Raw genomic sequence first — 14,835 nt, 5'->3', positions numbered from 1 at the left:
TTGTTAACAAATCGCTTAACTGAGCCGGATTTGAGGTTTTTCAGTTTTGTGGCGCCGATAGTGTTAGAATCTGCACAGACCCTCATCTGGTTAAGGATAACTGTCATGTTGACTCGCTCAATTTCTTGCATCGTCTTGGTATTGTTGACCAGCCTGAGCTGGGATCTCGCGGCGAAAGAATATAAGCGCATGAGCCCTAAGGCCGAAGAGGCCGGCAAGATTGCTCGCCAGACGGAGGCGGAGCAGTTGGAGAAGGCCAGAAAGGCGGCGAATGCTACTCAGGCACGGGAGCAGGAGGTGCTTGAGCGTCAGCAATCGGGCGAGTGGCAGGAGTCGCAGCGCGAAAAGGCTCAGCGTCAGTTTAACGAGCGTGAGAGTCGAGAGTTGAAATACCTTAAAGAGGCGCGTGAAGCCGCCGCCCAAGATCGAAAAATTCCCAAACCTCAAAGTTAATTGGATATCGTGTGAGTCATTGCCCCCTTTGTCATAGTGAGAACCTGGCGTGCTTTCATCGCGATAAGCACAGAGCGTACAAGATCTGCCAGCAGTGCCAGCTGGTGATGGTTCCCGACGAGTACCTCTTGAGTGCCGAGGAAGAGAAGGCGTTTTATGACCACCATCAAAACGACAGTGCGGATCAGGGCTACCGGCGTTTCCTGGGGCGCACCTGGTTACCCCTGCGGGAGCGATTAACCAGTGATCATAGCGGGCTGGACTTTGGCTGTGGCCCTGGGCCGACCATCAGCGTGATGGCGGGCGAGGCGGGGATTGCCATGGACAACTATGATCTCTACTACTTTCCCGACGAGCAGCTGCTAAAGCAGCAATATGACTTTATCACCATGACAGAGGTGATAGAGCATGTGGCCGATGCCTCGGCCCTGTTAAAGCGCCTGGATGCCATGATGAAGCCGGGGACCTGTCTGGCTGTCATGACCAAGCGGGTGCTGGATGAGGCCGCCTTTGCCAACTGGCATTACAAGCAGGATCAGACTCATATCCGCTTCTACAGCACGGCCACCTTCGAGTGGATCGCTAAAGCGTTTAACTGGCGGCTCGAGGTGATCGACAAGGATGTGGTCTTCTTTACTAAATCCTAACTCTCAGATTCAGCCTCAGGCCGTTGCCTTAAAGACTCATTTTTAGGGCTATGCCTTAGGCTGCTGCATCAGGTGATTGATGATCACCTTCTGGGCAAAGTCGCCCATCGTCTCCTCATCCTGACCCTCATCTAAGATGAAGCCATATTGATACTGGTTGCGCCCCACGCCTGGAGGCTGGATGTTCTTGAGTAGGATAGGCACGCTGAGGGTCTCCAGCGACTGCCCAAATTTGACCTGTAAACGATAGCCCTGATTCAGGGCGCCTCCCTCAATCTCATCACCTATGTAGGCGCCGCCCTTGACCGAGATATCCTGCAGAAAGCCGCTGGAACAGACATGGGTGGAGTGGCTCTCTGCCGTGCGCTCATGTATCGAGGCGGCCAGATTGACCGGAATGCGGCAGTGTTGTCTCAGGGCCACGCTCTGCAGCACCTTGGGGTATTTCACCACTAACCAGCGTCCGGCATTGTTGAGCAAGGTCTTGATCTGGCTGCGAAAGGCGAGGATGTTGGCCTCGGGGTCGTCGCTGTTGATCAGGCGCACCACCACCCCTTGTCCCTGGATGATGTAATCCTGGGCGGCCTGCCAGTATTTGTCTTGTCCTAAGGCGAGGATGATGGCATTGTCCGGGTCTATGCCGATCAGCCGGGTCTTTAGCCTGATGGGCCTGAGCGGTGTGAGAACTTGCAGCTGGGCCTCTGTGTTGCAGTTGATGCGGTTTAGGTAGGCTAAATCGATCTCTGTGGCTTGTGGCAAGGCGTACTCTCCCTCGGGTTAGGTATCGTCATACTTGTGTCTTAGCATGGCACAAAAGCAATAAGTTACAATTCTCTTAATCGATTGTTGCTACAACAGGCTTGATCTTATTTATAATTTCGCCTCTTATAGTTCTCGAATAAACGTAGGCGGCTCGCGTGAGTCGCCACCGGATATCGAGATAAATTCTATCTGCTCACGAATGAGGGAACGACAGATGATGCGAAAGATTATCGCGCTGTGCCTCTCCATTGGGGGAATCCTCTCCTCCATGGGGGCGCAGGCAACTCAAGCCGAAGACATAAAAAGCTTCACGTTAGATAATGGCATGAAAATCATGGTGCTAGAAGACGCCTCGATCCCAAATGCCAACATGTATCTATTTTGGAAGGTGGGATCCCGCAACGAGGTGCCGGGTATCACGGGGATCTCCCACTTCTTCGAACACATGATGTTCAATGGCTCGAAGAAGTTTGGTCCTAAGATGTTCGACCGCACCATGGAAGCGGCGGGCGGTGCCAACAACGCCTACACCACAGAGAACCTGACCGTATACACCGACTGGTTCCCGGCCAATGCCCTGGAGACCATCTTCGATCTCGAAGCCGATCGTATCGCTCATCTGGATATCAATCCTGAGATGGTAGAGAGTGAGCGTGGCGTGGTGGCCTCTGAGCGCACCACAGGCCTAGAAAACTCTAACTGGCGTACTCTGCAAGAAGAGATCAAGGGCGCCGCATTTCGCGCACACCCCTATAGCTGGTCTGTCATAGGACACGAGTCGGATATCGCCGCCTGGACCCAGGACGATCTGGTGCAGTACCACAAGACCTACTATGCGCCCAACAACGCCGTGGTGGTGATCGCCGGTGATGTGAAGCTTAACGAAGTCAAGGCCTTGGCCAACAAGTACTTTGCGCCAATTCCTGCCCAGACTCCGCCCCGCGAGGTGAAGACGGTTGAGCCGCTGCAGAAGGGTGAGCGCCGCGTCTTCGTACAGAAGGCCTCGGTCAGCACGCCGAACGTGATGTTGGCCTACCATGTGCCGGCGACCTCGAACCAGGACTACTACGCCCTGGACTTGTTGTCTTCTATCCTGACTACGGGCAACAGCTCGCGCCTCTATCAAGGCCTGGTGGAGAAGCAGGTGGCCATCGAGGTGGAAACCTATATGCCGATGAGCTTCGACCCTAACCTCTTCTACGTGATGGGCGTTGCCAACCCAGGCGTTAACGCTCAGGAGCTGGAAGGCGCCATGATAGGCGAGATCAACCGCATCGCCCGTGAAGGCGTGACCCAGGATGAGCTTGAGAAGGTGAAGAATATCAAGTTGATGAACTTCTACCGCGCCATGGAAACCATTAACGGCAAGGCCAATACCTTAGGGACTTACGAGCTCTATTTTGGCAGCTTTGAAAAGCTATTTAACGCGCCTGAGGCCTATAACAAGGTAACCCCTGAAGATATTCAGCGTGTTGCGCAAACCTACCTACGTCGTGCTAACCGCACGGTTGCAGTACTGGCGGCCACAGAGGAGAGTGACCAATGAAGACCCTATTGACTCAGATTCCCCAAGGCTTTGCCAAGCTGGGCACGGCGGCCATGGTGGCCGGCGCCCTAGCACTCTCGGGCTGCGCCGCGACGACAAGTAGCCAGACGGTCGACACCGGCAGCTTCAGCATGCCCGCCTATGAGCAGTATCAACTGGACAATGGCATGACTGTCTATCTGATGCCACAAACCGAGGTGCCGCTGATCACCGTCAGCGCCGTGGTGCGCGCCGGTGCGGTCAAGGACACCACCTCGGGTGTGGCCAGCATGACCGCCAAATCCTTGCTGCTGGGGGCTAACGGCAAGAGTAAGTCTGATATCGAGCAGATGGTCGACTTCCTCGGTGCCTCGATTGCCGCCGACGCCGGTAAAGAGGGCAGCTTCATCGACGCCGACTTCATGGCGAAAGACACAGAGAAGATGCTGCCGCTGGTGCGGGATCTACTGCGCGCGCCGGATTTCGATGGCGGCGAGTTCGATAAGCTGCGTCAGCGTGAGATAGCGGGCCTGGCCCAGGAGAAGGAGAGCCCACGTCAGGTGATCCATCGCTACTTTGACAAGCTGGTGTTTGGCGATCATCCCTATGGCAATCCGGCATCGGGTAATAGTGATTCTCTGGCAGAGCTGACGGTTAACCAGCTGCGCGCCTTCCACAAGAGTTATTATCAGCCGCAAAACGTCGCCATCTCTGTGGTCGGCGATTTCGAGCCAGGCAAGATGAAGGCGAGACTCGACAAGCTATTTGGCGATTGGCAGAACGGCGAGGCGATCGCCAAACAAGATCTGGCCGAGGGTCAGCCGCCAGTGGATGCCAGCAAGGTGTTGCTGGTCAACAAGGGCGATGCCATCGAGACCACCTTCCTGATCGGTGGTAAGGGCATTAGCCGCAACAACCCAGACTATGTTGGCCTGCAGGTGGTGAACACCATACTGGGCGGTCGTTTCACCTCCTGGCTCAACGACGAGCTCAGGGTGAACGCCGGCCTGACCTATGGTGCTCGCTCGGCCTTTACCCCTTATTCTCAGGGGGGCGTGTTCAAGATCAGCACCTTTACCAAGAGCGACACCACCAAGGAGGCTATCGATCTGGCGCTGAAGACCTATGCGCGTCTGTGGCAGACGGGGATAGATCAGCCAACCCTGGATTCGGCCAAGGCCTATGTGAAGGGGCAGTTCCCGCCTAAGTTCGAGACCAGTGCTCAGCTGGCGGGCTTGCTGTCGAGCATGTACCTCTATGGCTTCGACGACAGCTTCATCAACGACTTCCAGAAGAATGTCGATGGCCTGACGCTGGCTGAGACCCAGCGTCTGGTTCAGAGCTACTTTCCTCAGGACAAGCTGCAATTTGTGCTGATCGGTAATGCCAGCAAGATCGCCGACATCGCCGCCGAATACGGTCAGGTGAAGCAGGTGGAGATCGATGCGGTCGGCTTCTCGCAGTAAGCCTTCTCAATAAGAGATAGTTAGGCTAAATCGATAAAGGCTCGTCGGCTAACGCTGACGGGCCTTTTTTTATCGGCTATTGGCGCCAGCGTTATCGGGCGAGCGGTTCGCATTTCGATGGGCTTTCATCTAGGGTTAATTAACACCTTAACTAACGCCTTAGCTAAGTCTTAGCCCAGCCCTATCAGGAGATGCCCATGACCCAGGTTATACCGCCTCGCTGCGACACATGCGCCTGTGATGACGCCGACTGGTGCCACCTGCAGGAGACCACTAAGCTGCTGCTATTGGCGACGGCGCAGATAGAGCTGTCGCTGACCGATGGCGACCATAACGTCACCGGCCTCGGGCAGCTGTTTACCCAGATGGCCGGGCATCTCACCGAGGTTAATCGTCATCTGCATGGCTCTGGCGATACGCCAGCGGCGATTCTGGCCCACAGCGACGGTCTGCTAAGGGCTATCGACAGCGGGGTGATGGCGTTTCAATTTTACGATCGCATCTCCCAGCGCCTTAATCATGTGATCACCGCGCTGAGTCTGATGGAGGCCATGTTGGGAGATGAGCAGCGGCGCCACTCCCAGGCGGCTTGGCAAGATTTGCAAGGGGAGATACAGACGCATTATTCTCTGGACTGTGAACGGCAGATGTTTGCGGCGCTGCTTGAGGGCGTGCCGATACACGAGGCGCTTAATGCATACAGAGAAAACCATTTACAGCAAACGAAACAAGATGTTGAACTGTTCTAAATCGCTCATTTTATTCTCCGCTATCTTGCTCTCGCCTTCGGTTTCGGCGGGCAAGATAGCCCTGCCCGCCTTCTGTCAGGCCCTGGCGGGGAGCTGGCAGGGGGAGGCCTCCAGGCCCAAGGGACAGGTGAAAGCAGTACAGGTGCAGGGGCTCTGTAGCGGCGATCGGCGTCAGCTGACGCTCTCGGTGAGCGAACACGCCAGCCATCCGCTGAGCGAGACCTGGTGGTTTCGCGAGGGAGATGGCGAGATAAAGCTCACCTATTTCAACGGCGTCGACCCGGATAAGACCCTTTTCTTTACCCTGTATCGGGAGGAGAGCGGCTTCTCCTTACTGGGCAAGGGCTTGGTGCAGCAGCGCCCGGCGATGATCCGCTTAAGCTTCGCGCCGCAGGGGGATGGCTGGTTATGGCTACAGAAGGTGCAATACCTAGATCAGGACGATGACGACTATCGAGTCTATCGTGGCATCGCCCTAAACCCTGCCTCATAAATTTCACCACCAAGTAGCAACAGGCGCTACGATAGCCCTAGGTTGCTGGCGTCTAGGCGCTCACCTCGTGATAACTCACCCGATTGCGACCGCCATCTTTGGCGTTATAGAGGGCATTATCGGCCTGTCTTATCCAGTCATCCTCTTTTATGTGCGGCAGCGCCATGCTGATGCCTATGCTGACGGTGACAGGGTAATGGTCTAAGATGGCCTGCTCTGAGATGCTCAGGCGTAGCTTTTCCGCGACCCTCCTTGCCGACAGCAGGTCGATATCATGCATCAGGAGGATGAATTCTTCGCCGCCCACCCTAAAGAGCAGGTCCGTCTCGCGGATCTGATTGAATATGGTCTGTGTCACCCGTTTGAGTACGCGATCCCCCATGGCGTGGCCATAGGTGTCATTGATCTGTTTGAAGTGATCGATATCCAGTAGCAAAATCACCGAGTCTATGCCGTGACGCTGTTTTCGCGCCAGGCAGTTCGACAGATGACTGCTGAGCTGGCGTCGATTCAGTGCATTGGTCATGGGGTCGCGTATCGACTCCTCTTTTAAGCTCCTTTGCAGCCTGCGCATGTGTTGGGCGATCAGGCTAGAGATGAACATGGTCAAGCTGAGGGCGACGCAGGTTCTCAGTGCTGTGCTGGAGTCCACCTGAGTGAAGGTCTCTACGCCGACCAGGGCCAGCATGAGGCTAAAGAAGAACATGGCCGTCTTGAATGGCACTATATAGAGAATCGCTATGGCGATGGGAAAAGCCCAGAAGATAGCGCTGATATCGACCTGATGAATGGTAAGCCCCAGGCAGATGAGTAATAGGGTGACGACGATATTGGTGTGGATCGGTATGGTCTTGCCTTTATGTAGGGCGATCACATCGATCAGTACCAACAGGGTAAACAGGCCGAGCAGGCTCGCCAGCAGGTAATGGTCAAATAGAAAGTTTTTCACTGCCAGCGACAGCAAGAGGCTACAGGCGAGGCCCAAAATAATGTAGAGAGGCGTCTTACTGCCGGTAAAGAGCACGGCGACCTCTGCTTCATGCTCGCATATGGTCTGTTGGAATTTCTCGAGTATGCCCATACGCATTTCCTGTGCTGACGCTCAATTTGTCTGGGTCTGTCGTGCTGATATTCAATGGCTTAACAGGCGCCATTTTATCGAGGATGTAGGCTTGAGTATGGGAGCCGATGGCGGACTTTACAAATTGAGCCATCGAGAGTGGTTAAAACCTGAGCAGGTCATACTTGATAATCTGCTCAGCTGCCTCTGTTTAGCAGGCGCCCTGATAGTCTAGCTGACGCCAGGCTTCGTAGCTGATGATGGCCACCGAGTTAGACAGATTCAGGCTGCGGCTGCTGGCGGCCATGGGGATGCGCAGGCGCTGGCTGGTGGGAATAGATTCGATGATTTCCATCGGCAGGCCGCGGGTCTCGGGGCCAAATAGCAAGACATCATCCTTCTCGAAGGCGATCTCGCTATGGGGGCGACTGCCCTTGGTGGTGCAGGCCATGATGCGCTTGCCGGCCATGGCGCTCAAGAAGCTCTCGAAGTCCTTGTGGCGGGTGACCCGGGTCAGATCGCTATAGTCCAGCCCGGCGCGGCGCAGCTTCTTCTCTTCGAGATCGAATCCCAGAGGCTCGATAAGGTGTAACTGGCAGCCGTTGTTGGCGCACAGGCGAATGATATTGCCGGTATTGGGGGCAATCTCTGGCTCATAGAGGGCGATATGGAACATCTTGGCTTACCTTTGTACGGATGAGCGGCGATTATAAGGGAAATGACTATGGGGGGAAACCTCACGGTTTTAGTGGGATTTTTGCCTGGTATCCATGTCCGCAGATGCATCTGTACCAGCTTATTCTATCTCTTCGATTTAGCTACATCTGCTGCTAGCAGGTTTTTCAGTTGGTTTGTTTTAGTGAATGCTGATAAGTTCTATGAATTACAGATAGTTAAGATTTGGCGTTTTTCTCGGCTCGCAGAGAAAGGTACATGGGCACTATATAAGGTTAGGTGTACTAGATATGAGCATCAATTTCCGGCCGTTTAATAAGAGTGACGGTAACTACTCGAAAGTGATCGATCTTTATAAAGAGGCATTTCCCGGTGCGCAACGCATACCGACATTTCTGCTTCGTTTTAAACTGAGAAAGGATAAGAAGGGCTTTAGCGTACTTTATGATGGAGAAGAGTGGATTGGTCTTATCTATCTCACTCAATACAGAGATATTGTATTTGTACAATTTTTGGCAGTAACGGCATCAATCCGTTCTAAGGGCTATGGAAGTAAGGTCATGGATGCCTTAGGTGATCTGTACCCAGAAAAAAGGATGGTATTGAACATTGAAGAAGTTAATGAGCAGGCAAGAAATTATCAGCAACGAATAAAGCGCAAAGCCTTCTATGAAAAAAATGGTTTTATTTCTACCGGTTATCTCGTTAAAGAGCCAGACCAAATGCAAGAGATGCTCATACGTGGGGGAATCATAAGTAAGGAAGAAATAGAGCTAATGTACAAAGAGTTGCTTGGTAATATTATTGGTTCTCTCATTCGCCCGAGAGTAATCAAGGTCTGATCAATATTCTTGCCTATGGCGAGACTTCAACAATCGGCATGGCAGGCATTTTAGGGCGATACATGGAAGAGCCCAATCTCGTGATCAAAGGGTCGGTGACCTTCCCGACATCAAGCGGACTTTTTCCATATCCCTATGGGTTAGATGTGAAGGAACGACGCATCTGTAAGCACTCTTTTGGCACGCCACAAGCGCATCCATGTGGGCTCCGCGAAAGCTTCCTTGATTTCGAGGGCCAAAAGTATGCTTGCTCCGAGTTGTTCCCCTCTATTGATTTGGCGGCATTTGGTATCACGCACTTACTCACTCCCTGTTACTCTTTCATAGGTTGGCTTTTATCTGCTATCGACCTATTGCCTATTTATTGCCTAAGGCGGATCACCTAGCCTTGATTGATAGTATTTTGGGTAGAGTGTGTATATGGCAAACATTGGTAGATTGCGGGATTTTGTGCAGTCCTTTACCCGGCTGGTCGAGCAGGTCGGCGGCGATGAGGCACGTATCTTTTCCGACGGCAAGTCGCTGCTGTCGGAGCTTATTGCTCATGATGACTGGCTACCTCATGCCTTTGCTCAGCCGAGTATTGAGAGCTATCGGCAGTATCTGCTCTACTGCGATCCAATGGAGCGTTTCTCTGTGGTGAGTTTCGTCTGGGCGCCGGGGCAGACCACGCCTGTTCATGACCATACCTTATGGGGCATGGTGGGTGTGCTGCGCGGCGCCGAGCGCTGTGAGGAATATGAGCTGGATGAGGCTGCCAGCTGTCTGCGGGCCAGCGGCAGTCATGAGTTGCCCGTCGGCGGTGTCGATCTGGTCTCGCCCGATATCGGCGATATCCATAGGGTTTCTAATGCTCTATTGGAGGGAGTATCTATCAGCATTCATGTCTATGGCGGCAACATAGGTGCGGTGCAGCGGCATGTTTATGACCCCGATACCGGGGTCAAGAAGCCATTTATATCTGGGTATTCGAATGGTGTGGTGCCGAATATATGGGATCGCTCCGGCGAGTAGGTCGATTGAGATAGTTGGGTTACTAGCGCCTAGACTGAATATCCTTTACTGTGGCCATGCATCAGGAGTTAGCCAATTGGTGCAATTAGCTTAGAATGATGCATTGGCTAAGTAATAGATTAAGTAATAGACTAAGTAACGGATTGAAGTCATGGAAGAAAATGTTGTAAAGCAAGAAGGCTGTTACCTCTCTACTCTAGAGCATATGCAAACCTTTGTCGGCCGATGGTTTTATATCTATACCGATAGGGGTGAGCTAACGCTGACAGCTGAATCGATAACATTTAAGAGTCAGAAAAACGCATTTGTTATCCCCCTGAATTCAATCTCTAATATTGAATCTGAGATTTACCCACGCACGGCTAAACCTTTTCCTCTCAAGTACATAAAGATCACATACATTGATGAGGGAATAAGCCACGTTTTAATGTTAACGCCCTGCAAGTCAGGGTTCTCGTCTGTATGGACAACGAATAAGTCGGTAGAAAGTTGGTTGTCGGTATTGGATGGGGTGGTGTCGACACTCCAGGGTATTCATAGCTAACCTCACTACATTAGGGCTCTAGTTGTCACGGCTTAGCGTCTGACTGAGCTAATGTTTGATAGGGATTTGAAGGTCGATCATTCAAATTCTGTCAATAGCCTGCGGCTCGCTTATGTGCAGATAGATCTGCTACACGCCGTGAATCCGTCCGTGGAGGCTCGACGATGGCATCCCTGCCATCGACGTCCGCAGATGCATCTACACTCGGTATCTATCGTCTCTTCGATTTGGCGGTATTTGAATGAATTGGGAGTTGAAGCACTAAGTTATTTATGCCCCAAATTGAATTAGCTCGTTGTCGGTGGTTCAGTACCGAACTGATTTTCTGACCTAAAGATATTCATCGATACCCCCCCTGTGATGTAATTCACTACTCCCCATCAAAAACTGGATAAGGATACCGTCATATTAAAACCATAAGGATTTTGAACGATTTTCAGCCTGTATTCGTGCGCGTTTTCTCATTTCGCCTTAAATAAATGTATTTAAAATCAATCAGTTATGCCATTCGTTAAGTAGATGATAGGTTTGGAAAACGTGCATGCGCGTTTTTCCAGATGGAGTATTTTAAGCAAAGGTGATAACTTCTTTGTAATACAATCAGTTAACAATTGGCGTTTTCACTGGTTTAATGAGATAAACGCGCATGCGCACTAATAAAATGTTAGGTTTGCAAAGTTGAAATCTATTATTACGACAACAATTCTGCTCTTTTTGGCAGGATGTTCGCTGAACTACGACAAGGCAAACAGCTCTTATTTTGGTGGCGAGATAAATTCTCGTTCTCAAGGGTATGCTCATTACGGATATTCGGAAAGAGAGTTAGGAGCAGGCATTTATGAATTGTTTTACGTTGTGCCTGCGCATGATAGTGAACAATTACCCGAATTAATTGCGAAACGCGCCGGTGAACTATGTAGGCGTTTAGACGTTATTTCGTTTGATGAAGTAGAGTTACATAGTGATATTGGTGCTGATATGCCTAATACATATATGGTTTTTTCTCAGAGAGCGGTTGTAAAGTGCAAATGAAACCTAACAAGTTACTCAAAAGGACGCAAAACGCTTGGCTTGTGCTCCTTCGTCGCTAATTTTAGCCAAGCATTTTACGCTCATAAGTAAGGCGTTATGAGTAAAGGGTAAATCATGACCAATGAAGTTTCACCAGAGTTCTGGAAAAGAGCTGATGAAATTATTGCGCTAGCAAATGAGCAAGCGAAAGAATTTGATATAGGAAAAGTAAGTTCATCTACCCTTTATGCAGCTGCAAGATACAACGCATTTAATGTTGCATCTTCAGCAGACGATGTCGAAGAGATGAAAAGAGACAAAAAAGAGGCTATAAGGTATTGCGTAGAGGAGTATCAAAAAATGCTGATTGAAAACCTAGATGAGTACATAGAAAGTTACGAGAAATACAAGCCTCATGGCAATTAGAAACAATACTCATAACGAGCCGTTTAAATTCGTTTCGGCCGCAAAAAGCGTGGCCTCCACCGAACTCGCTACCGCTCGCCGTTTAGCGGGGCGTTATAACTACTCGCAAATTCGGCTGTAGAATCGATATCACGGAGAGATAAAATTAGTAAACTAATCACAAAAGAACACAAGCTACTTCTTGTATTCGGCATATCATTGCTTCTTGCAATTTTTGTCGTTAAATGGGTAAATGAAGATAGTCCAATTTATAGACCGCTAATTCAAGATATGCGTTTAGTTGACTCAGTTAAAATCGCAGATGTATTAGACCAAGAGCGTATTAACTACTATGCCGATGTGAAAAATCATATGCTTTACGTCAACCAAGACCAATCAGAATTGGCTCGTGTCTCGCTGGCAAAAATCGGTATTGTCATTGAGTACCCAGAAATTACTAAACACAATGACCTGAATAAAGCTTACGATGAATTCATCAAACAAAAGAAGCTAGAGGAAGAAAATGGAAAAATATGGCAAAGGCCATGGTTCTTTAAACTAGTTAAATTGGTTATGGGGGCACTCGTAATTATTGTTCTAATTCTTGCTGTTGTTCGCCCAGCCCTTGCGTCAATCATTTATGACGAAGATGAAAAGTAGTTATAACAAGCTGTTTAACAAGGGCGTTATATGGAGCATCAATTTGCGAGCATTGTTATCTTTAATTCTGTTACTTTTTCTTTCGTCTTGCGCTTCGAAAATGCCCATTTGTGAGAACCCAGTAACAATGAATGAAACCGTAAGCATCAACTATCTAATTGGTAACTGGATTTCTTCCCGTGTCGAAAACGAAGAAAAATGGACCAATAGCTGCAAATTTACCGATGATAGAAAGTTTTCTTGTGAAGAAAGCCATGTATACCCAATGTTGTTATCATCTGGAGAGGGTCTGTTGCATGCTGACATGTTGTCATTAAAAGGCCAATGGAGCATAGAAGGGAGTAGCTTAGTTTTGTCTACGTCTTCCACGGCGAAAGAAATTAAAATAGTTGCAACGAGTAATAATGCCTTTAAAACAACTGATAATGTTTTTTCTATATATACTCGTGAAGGGCTATGTATAGGCTCCATATAACAAGTTACTCAAAAGGACTCAAAACGCTTGGCTTGCGCTCCTTCGTCGCTAATTTTAACCAATCATTTATGCGCCCATTAGTAAGGCGCTGGGGGATCCTCTCATAACTCAGGTCTCCCAGCAGTGTGAACCAACTTGATGTATTCATGCATTGCCCAGTGTAAATGCCGCGCTGTTATTCGATAGTTTTTCCTTCGTCGAACTTCTTTCCCCAATCTGACAATCGACAGCACTGGCCGGTGCCGAATGGTGTTGGCCTGAAAGTGTTTTTGCCAGCCTAGATGTAAGGCAACGATACCAATTAACCATAAGGCAATTTCTGCCAGCATGGCGATGAGCAGCAACACATCTAGCCGCTTCGGACAACGACTTTTGCAGTGCCTCAGCCCCATGCCGTATTGTGGACTCTTCAAGTCTCGAAAGGTCTCTTCAATCTGCATTCGCTTAGCGTAGAGCTTTGTGACTTGAACTGAGTTAAAGTGGTTAGGTGGTAAGTTGGTTGCCAATAGCCACGGCTCTTTGCTGCTTCTTCCGTAGCTTGCTTGAGCGGTATGGTTTCTTCCAGCCTTTGAGGAACGACGGTCTTTACGACCTTTTTCTTTCGCTTTGTACAGGTGTAAATGACAGGGCAATGGGCTTTTCCTGGCGAGGTTAACACGGCCGATGTACTTGGCTTTGTTCGTTGCTGTTGGGTAAAGCGACTTATTGGAGTGCCATTGATGTGTTCCAACATACTGATAACTGACGTCACCACGAACACGCCCTAACCAAAACCAGCCGTGACTGGCGACTTGAGCAAACCAAGTATTGCGATAGCCAGCATCGGTGACGATTAGTGGACAGCAGCCATTCGGAAGCACCTTTGCCAACTCAGTGAGAAAAACATTGTGGCTGCGAGGTGCGTTGTAATCTTTGAATTCAAAAGTACGCTCATAAAGGGTCACGCTACGCCCTTGAACACTGATGGAGGCGCGCAATGTCATCAAGCGGAGTTGTTCTCTCACATCGGCCCAATCGACAAGAACTATAGGCATTGGGTTAGCACGGCAAAGATGCATTGCATGCCAGCGATATATCGTCAATCGGTCGTTATTGATGTGGCGATTACCGAGCAAGCGGTCAATGCGTTTGATACTGTGCTTAGGCGCCACATTACCAGAGATATTACGGCCTAGCTGGGTCAAAGAGAGTTGATCGCCATCTAGAAATGATTTAGTGGCAACCATAAGAGAATTAAGACGTTTTTTGTGGATGGAAGCGCATTGATTGCTAAGAGAGTCATGTAGTATCGTAATGTCACGCATGGTGTTGTTCTAGTTTGTTTTTGGCGAAATTGATTAGATCAAACAGCACCATGCGTGTCTACTAATTGATTGTAAAAGGAATTATCTGGGGATTCCCTAGAGTAAGGCGTTATGTGGCTAAGGACAGTCAATGAATGTGTCCGTAAAAGTTACTTTTCTAGTTATTGAACGACCTCCTCATAGGTTTAGGTATACAGGTAGTATTTGGCCAAGAGTCCACTATCTAGATGGTGTTGAGACTAGCTGCAGACTGATGTTTCCTGAAGACGTGGAAGCGTTTGATGGAGATACAGTCGAACTCAAAATGAGTTTTCTAGATGATGAAATTCATCAATCTAAAATGTATGAGGGTATGCCGTTTGAGCTTTACATATGTAATGTCAAAATCGCAGAGGGGCAGGTACTCAGACTTGAAGTATAGCTACATAACCAGTCGCTCAAGATTACTCCGCCAGCTACGGCTGGTTCCGTGAGACTGGCGCGTAGCGCCAGCCCTTAGCAAGGCGTTAGTTGATTATGGAGTATAAATGGGTAATTGGAACAATAATGGTAGCTCTAAAAATAATCCAATGGCATTTGGAATAGGTATAGGAATAGCTATTGGCTCTGGACTTGGAGTTGCTCTTGGGAATTTAGCTTTAGGTATTGGAGTTGGAATTGCAATTGGTGTAGCTATAGGCCTGGAACAAAAGAAAAAACAAGAAAAAAGTGACGATGAGTAGGCTAGTAATCAGCAACTAACAAGTGACT

At 49.6% G+C, this 14,835-nt stretch carries 16 protein-coding genes and 1 pseudogene; 13 read left to right on the top strand and 4 right to left on the bottom strand.

The features are described 5' to 3' along the window. The first annotated feature begins 105 nt into the window (after positions 1-105). Positions 106-453 carry a hypothetical protein gene (locus L1D43_RS17125; protein WP_239853512.1) on the top strand — a complete coding sequence of 116 codons (348 nt, stop codon included), beginning with the start codon at positions 106-108 and terminating at the stop codon, positions 451-453. Positions 454-464: 11 nt separating this feature from the next. After that, the gene (locus tag L1D43_RS17120; protein WP_239853510.1) at positions 465-1,100 is read left to right on the top strand and encodes a class I SAM-dependent methyltransferase; all 636 of its coding nucleotides are present in this window, start codon (positions 465-467) and stop codon (positions 1,098-1,100) included. A gap of 48 nt (positions 1,101-1,148) precedes the next feature. Here the strand turns inward: L1D43_RS17120 and L1D43_RS17115 are convergent, their stop codons facing one another. Further along, on the bottom strand, positions 1,149-1,859 hold the full coding sequence (locus L1D43_RS17115; protein WP_239853508.1) for a flagellar brake domain-containing protein: 711 nt from the start codon (positions 1,857-1,859) through the stop codon (positions 1,149-1,151). A 217-nt stretch (positions 1,860-2,076) separates the two neighbouring features. Between L1D43_RS17115 and L1D43_RS17110 the strand changes: the two genes are divergently transcribed. From L1D43_RS17110 to L1D43_RS17095, 4 genes are all read left to right on the top strand, one after another. Then, positions 2,077-3,408 carry a pitrilysin family protein gene (locus L1D43_RS17110; protein WP_239853507.1) on the top strand — a complete coding sequence of 444 codons (1,332 nt, stop codon included), beginning with the start codon at positions 2,077-2,079 and terminating at the stop codon, positions 3,406-3,408. Then, entirely contained in the window at positions 3,405-4,853 is a 1,449-nt protein-coding gene (locus L1D43_RS17105; RefSeq protein WP_239853505.1) for a pitrilysin family protein, read from the top strand. The genes L1D43_RS17110 and L1D43_RS17105 overlap by 4 nt, the downstream gene beginning before the upstream one ends. Before the next feature lie 197 nt (positions 4,854-5,050). Then, on the top strand, positions 5,051-5,602 hold the full coding sequence (locus L1D43_RS17100; protein WP_239853503.1) for a hypothetical protein: 552 nt from the start codon (positions 5,051-5,053) through the stop codon (positions 5,600-5,602). Next, on the top strand, positions 5,586-6,095 hold the full coding sequence (locus L1D43_RS17095) for a hypothetical protein (protein ID WP_239853501.1): 510 nt from the start codon (positions 5,586-5,588) through the stop codon (positions 6,093-6,095). The genes L1D43_RS17100 and L1D43_RS17095 overlap by 17 nt, the downstream gene beginning before the upstream one ends. A 52-nt stretch (positions 6,096-6,147) precedes the next feature. Here the strand turns inward: L1D43_RS17095 and L1D43_RS17090 are convergent, their stop codons facing one another. Together L1D43_RS17090 and trmL are read right to left on the bottom strand one after the other, a co-directional pair. Then, entirely contained in the window at positions 6,148-7,176 is a 1,029-nt protein-coding gene (locus L1D43_RS17090; protein ID WP_239853499.1) for a GGDEF domain-containing protein, read from the bottom strand. A gap of 190 nt (positions 7,177-7,366) precedes the next feature. After that, entirely contained in the window at positions 7,367-7,831 is a 465-nt protein-coding gene (gene trmL, locus L1D43_RS17085) for a tRNA (uridine(34)/cytosine(34)/5-carboxymethylaminomethyluridine(34)-2'-O)-methyltransferase TrmL (RefSeq protein WP_239853498.1), read from the bottom strand. A 289-nt stretch (positions 7,832-8,120) separates the two neighbouring features. On the opposite strand from trmL, the gene L1D43_RS17080 reads away from it, so the two are divergent. The 6 genes and pseudogenes from L1D43_RS17080 to L1D43_RS17055 all read left to right on the top strand — a co-directional run bounded on the left by L1D43_RS17080 (position 8,121) and on the right by L1D43_RS17055 (position 12,781). Beyond that, on the top strand, positions 8,121-8,672 hold the full coding sequence (locus tag L1D43_RS17080) for a GNAT family N-acetyltransferase (protein ID WP_239853493.1): 552 nt from the start codon (positions 8,121-8,123) through the stop codon (positions 8,670-8,672). 420 nt (positions 8,673-9,092) lie between these two features. After that, complete coding sequence (locus L1D43_RS17075; protein WP_239853491.1) at positions 9,093-9,686, top strand: cysteine dioxygenase; 594 nt, start codon at positions 9,093-9,095, stop codon at positions 9,684-9,686. Positions 9,687-10,908: 1,222 nt separating this feature from the next. Then, the gene (locus tag L1D43_RS17070; protein WP_239853488.1) at positions 10,909-11,262 is read left to right on the top strand and encodes a hypothetical protein; all 354 of its coding nucleotides are present in this window, start codon (positions 10,909-10,911) and stop codon (positions 11,260-11,262) included. Positions 11,263-11,376: 114 nt separating this feature from the next. Beyond that, entirely contained in the window at positions 11,377-11,667 is a 291-nt protein-coding gene (locus tag L1D43_RS17065; protein ID WP_239853487.1) for a DUF3144 domain-containing protein, read from the top strand. Positions 11,668-11,865: 198 nt separating this feature from the next. Further along, positions 11,866-12,072: pseudogene (locus L1D43_RS19915) on the top strand (hypothetical protein); the annotation flags it as partial. A gap of 361 nt (positions 12,073-12,433) precedes the next feature. Continuing rightward, on the top strand, positions 12,434-12,781 hold the full coding sequence (locus tag L1D43_RS17055) for a hypothetical protein (RefSeq protein WP_239853485.1): 348 nt from the start codon (positions 12,434-12,436) through the stop codon (positions 12,779-12,781). Between the two features lie 101 nt (positions 12,782-12,882). Here L1D43_RS17055 and L1D43_RS17050 read toward each other — a convergent pair whose 3' ends face one another. After that, positions 12,883-14,085 (bottom strand): IS4 family transposase, encoded by a 1,203-nt coding sequence (locus tag L1D43_RS17050; protein WP_239853484.1) that lies wholly within the window; start codon positions 14,083-14,085, stop codon positions 12,883-12,885. Positions 14,086-14,612: 527 nt separating this feature from the next. Between L1D43_RS17050 and L1D43_RS17045 the strand changes: the two genes are divergently transcribed. Further along, positions 14,613-14,807 (top strand): hypothetical protein, encoded by a 195-nt coding sequence (locus L1D43_RS17045; protein ID WP_239853483.1) that lies wholly within the window; start codon positions 14,613-14,615, stop codon positions 14,805-14,807. Positions 14,808-14,835: the final 28 nt, after the last annotated feature.

The sequence above is a fragment of the Shewanella sp. Isolate8 genome (genome assembly GCF_022398495.1).
GTDB lineage: Bacteria > Pseudomonadota > Gammaproteobacteria > Enterobacterales > Shewanellaceae > Shewanella > Shewanella aquimarina.
The sequence above is the reverse complement of the archived record's forward strand: the minus strand, read 5'-3'. Positions and strand labels throughout refer to the sequence as shown.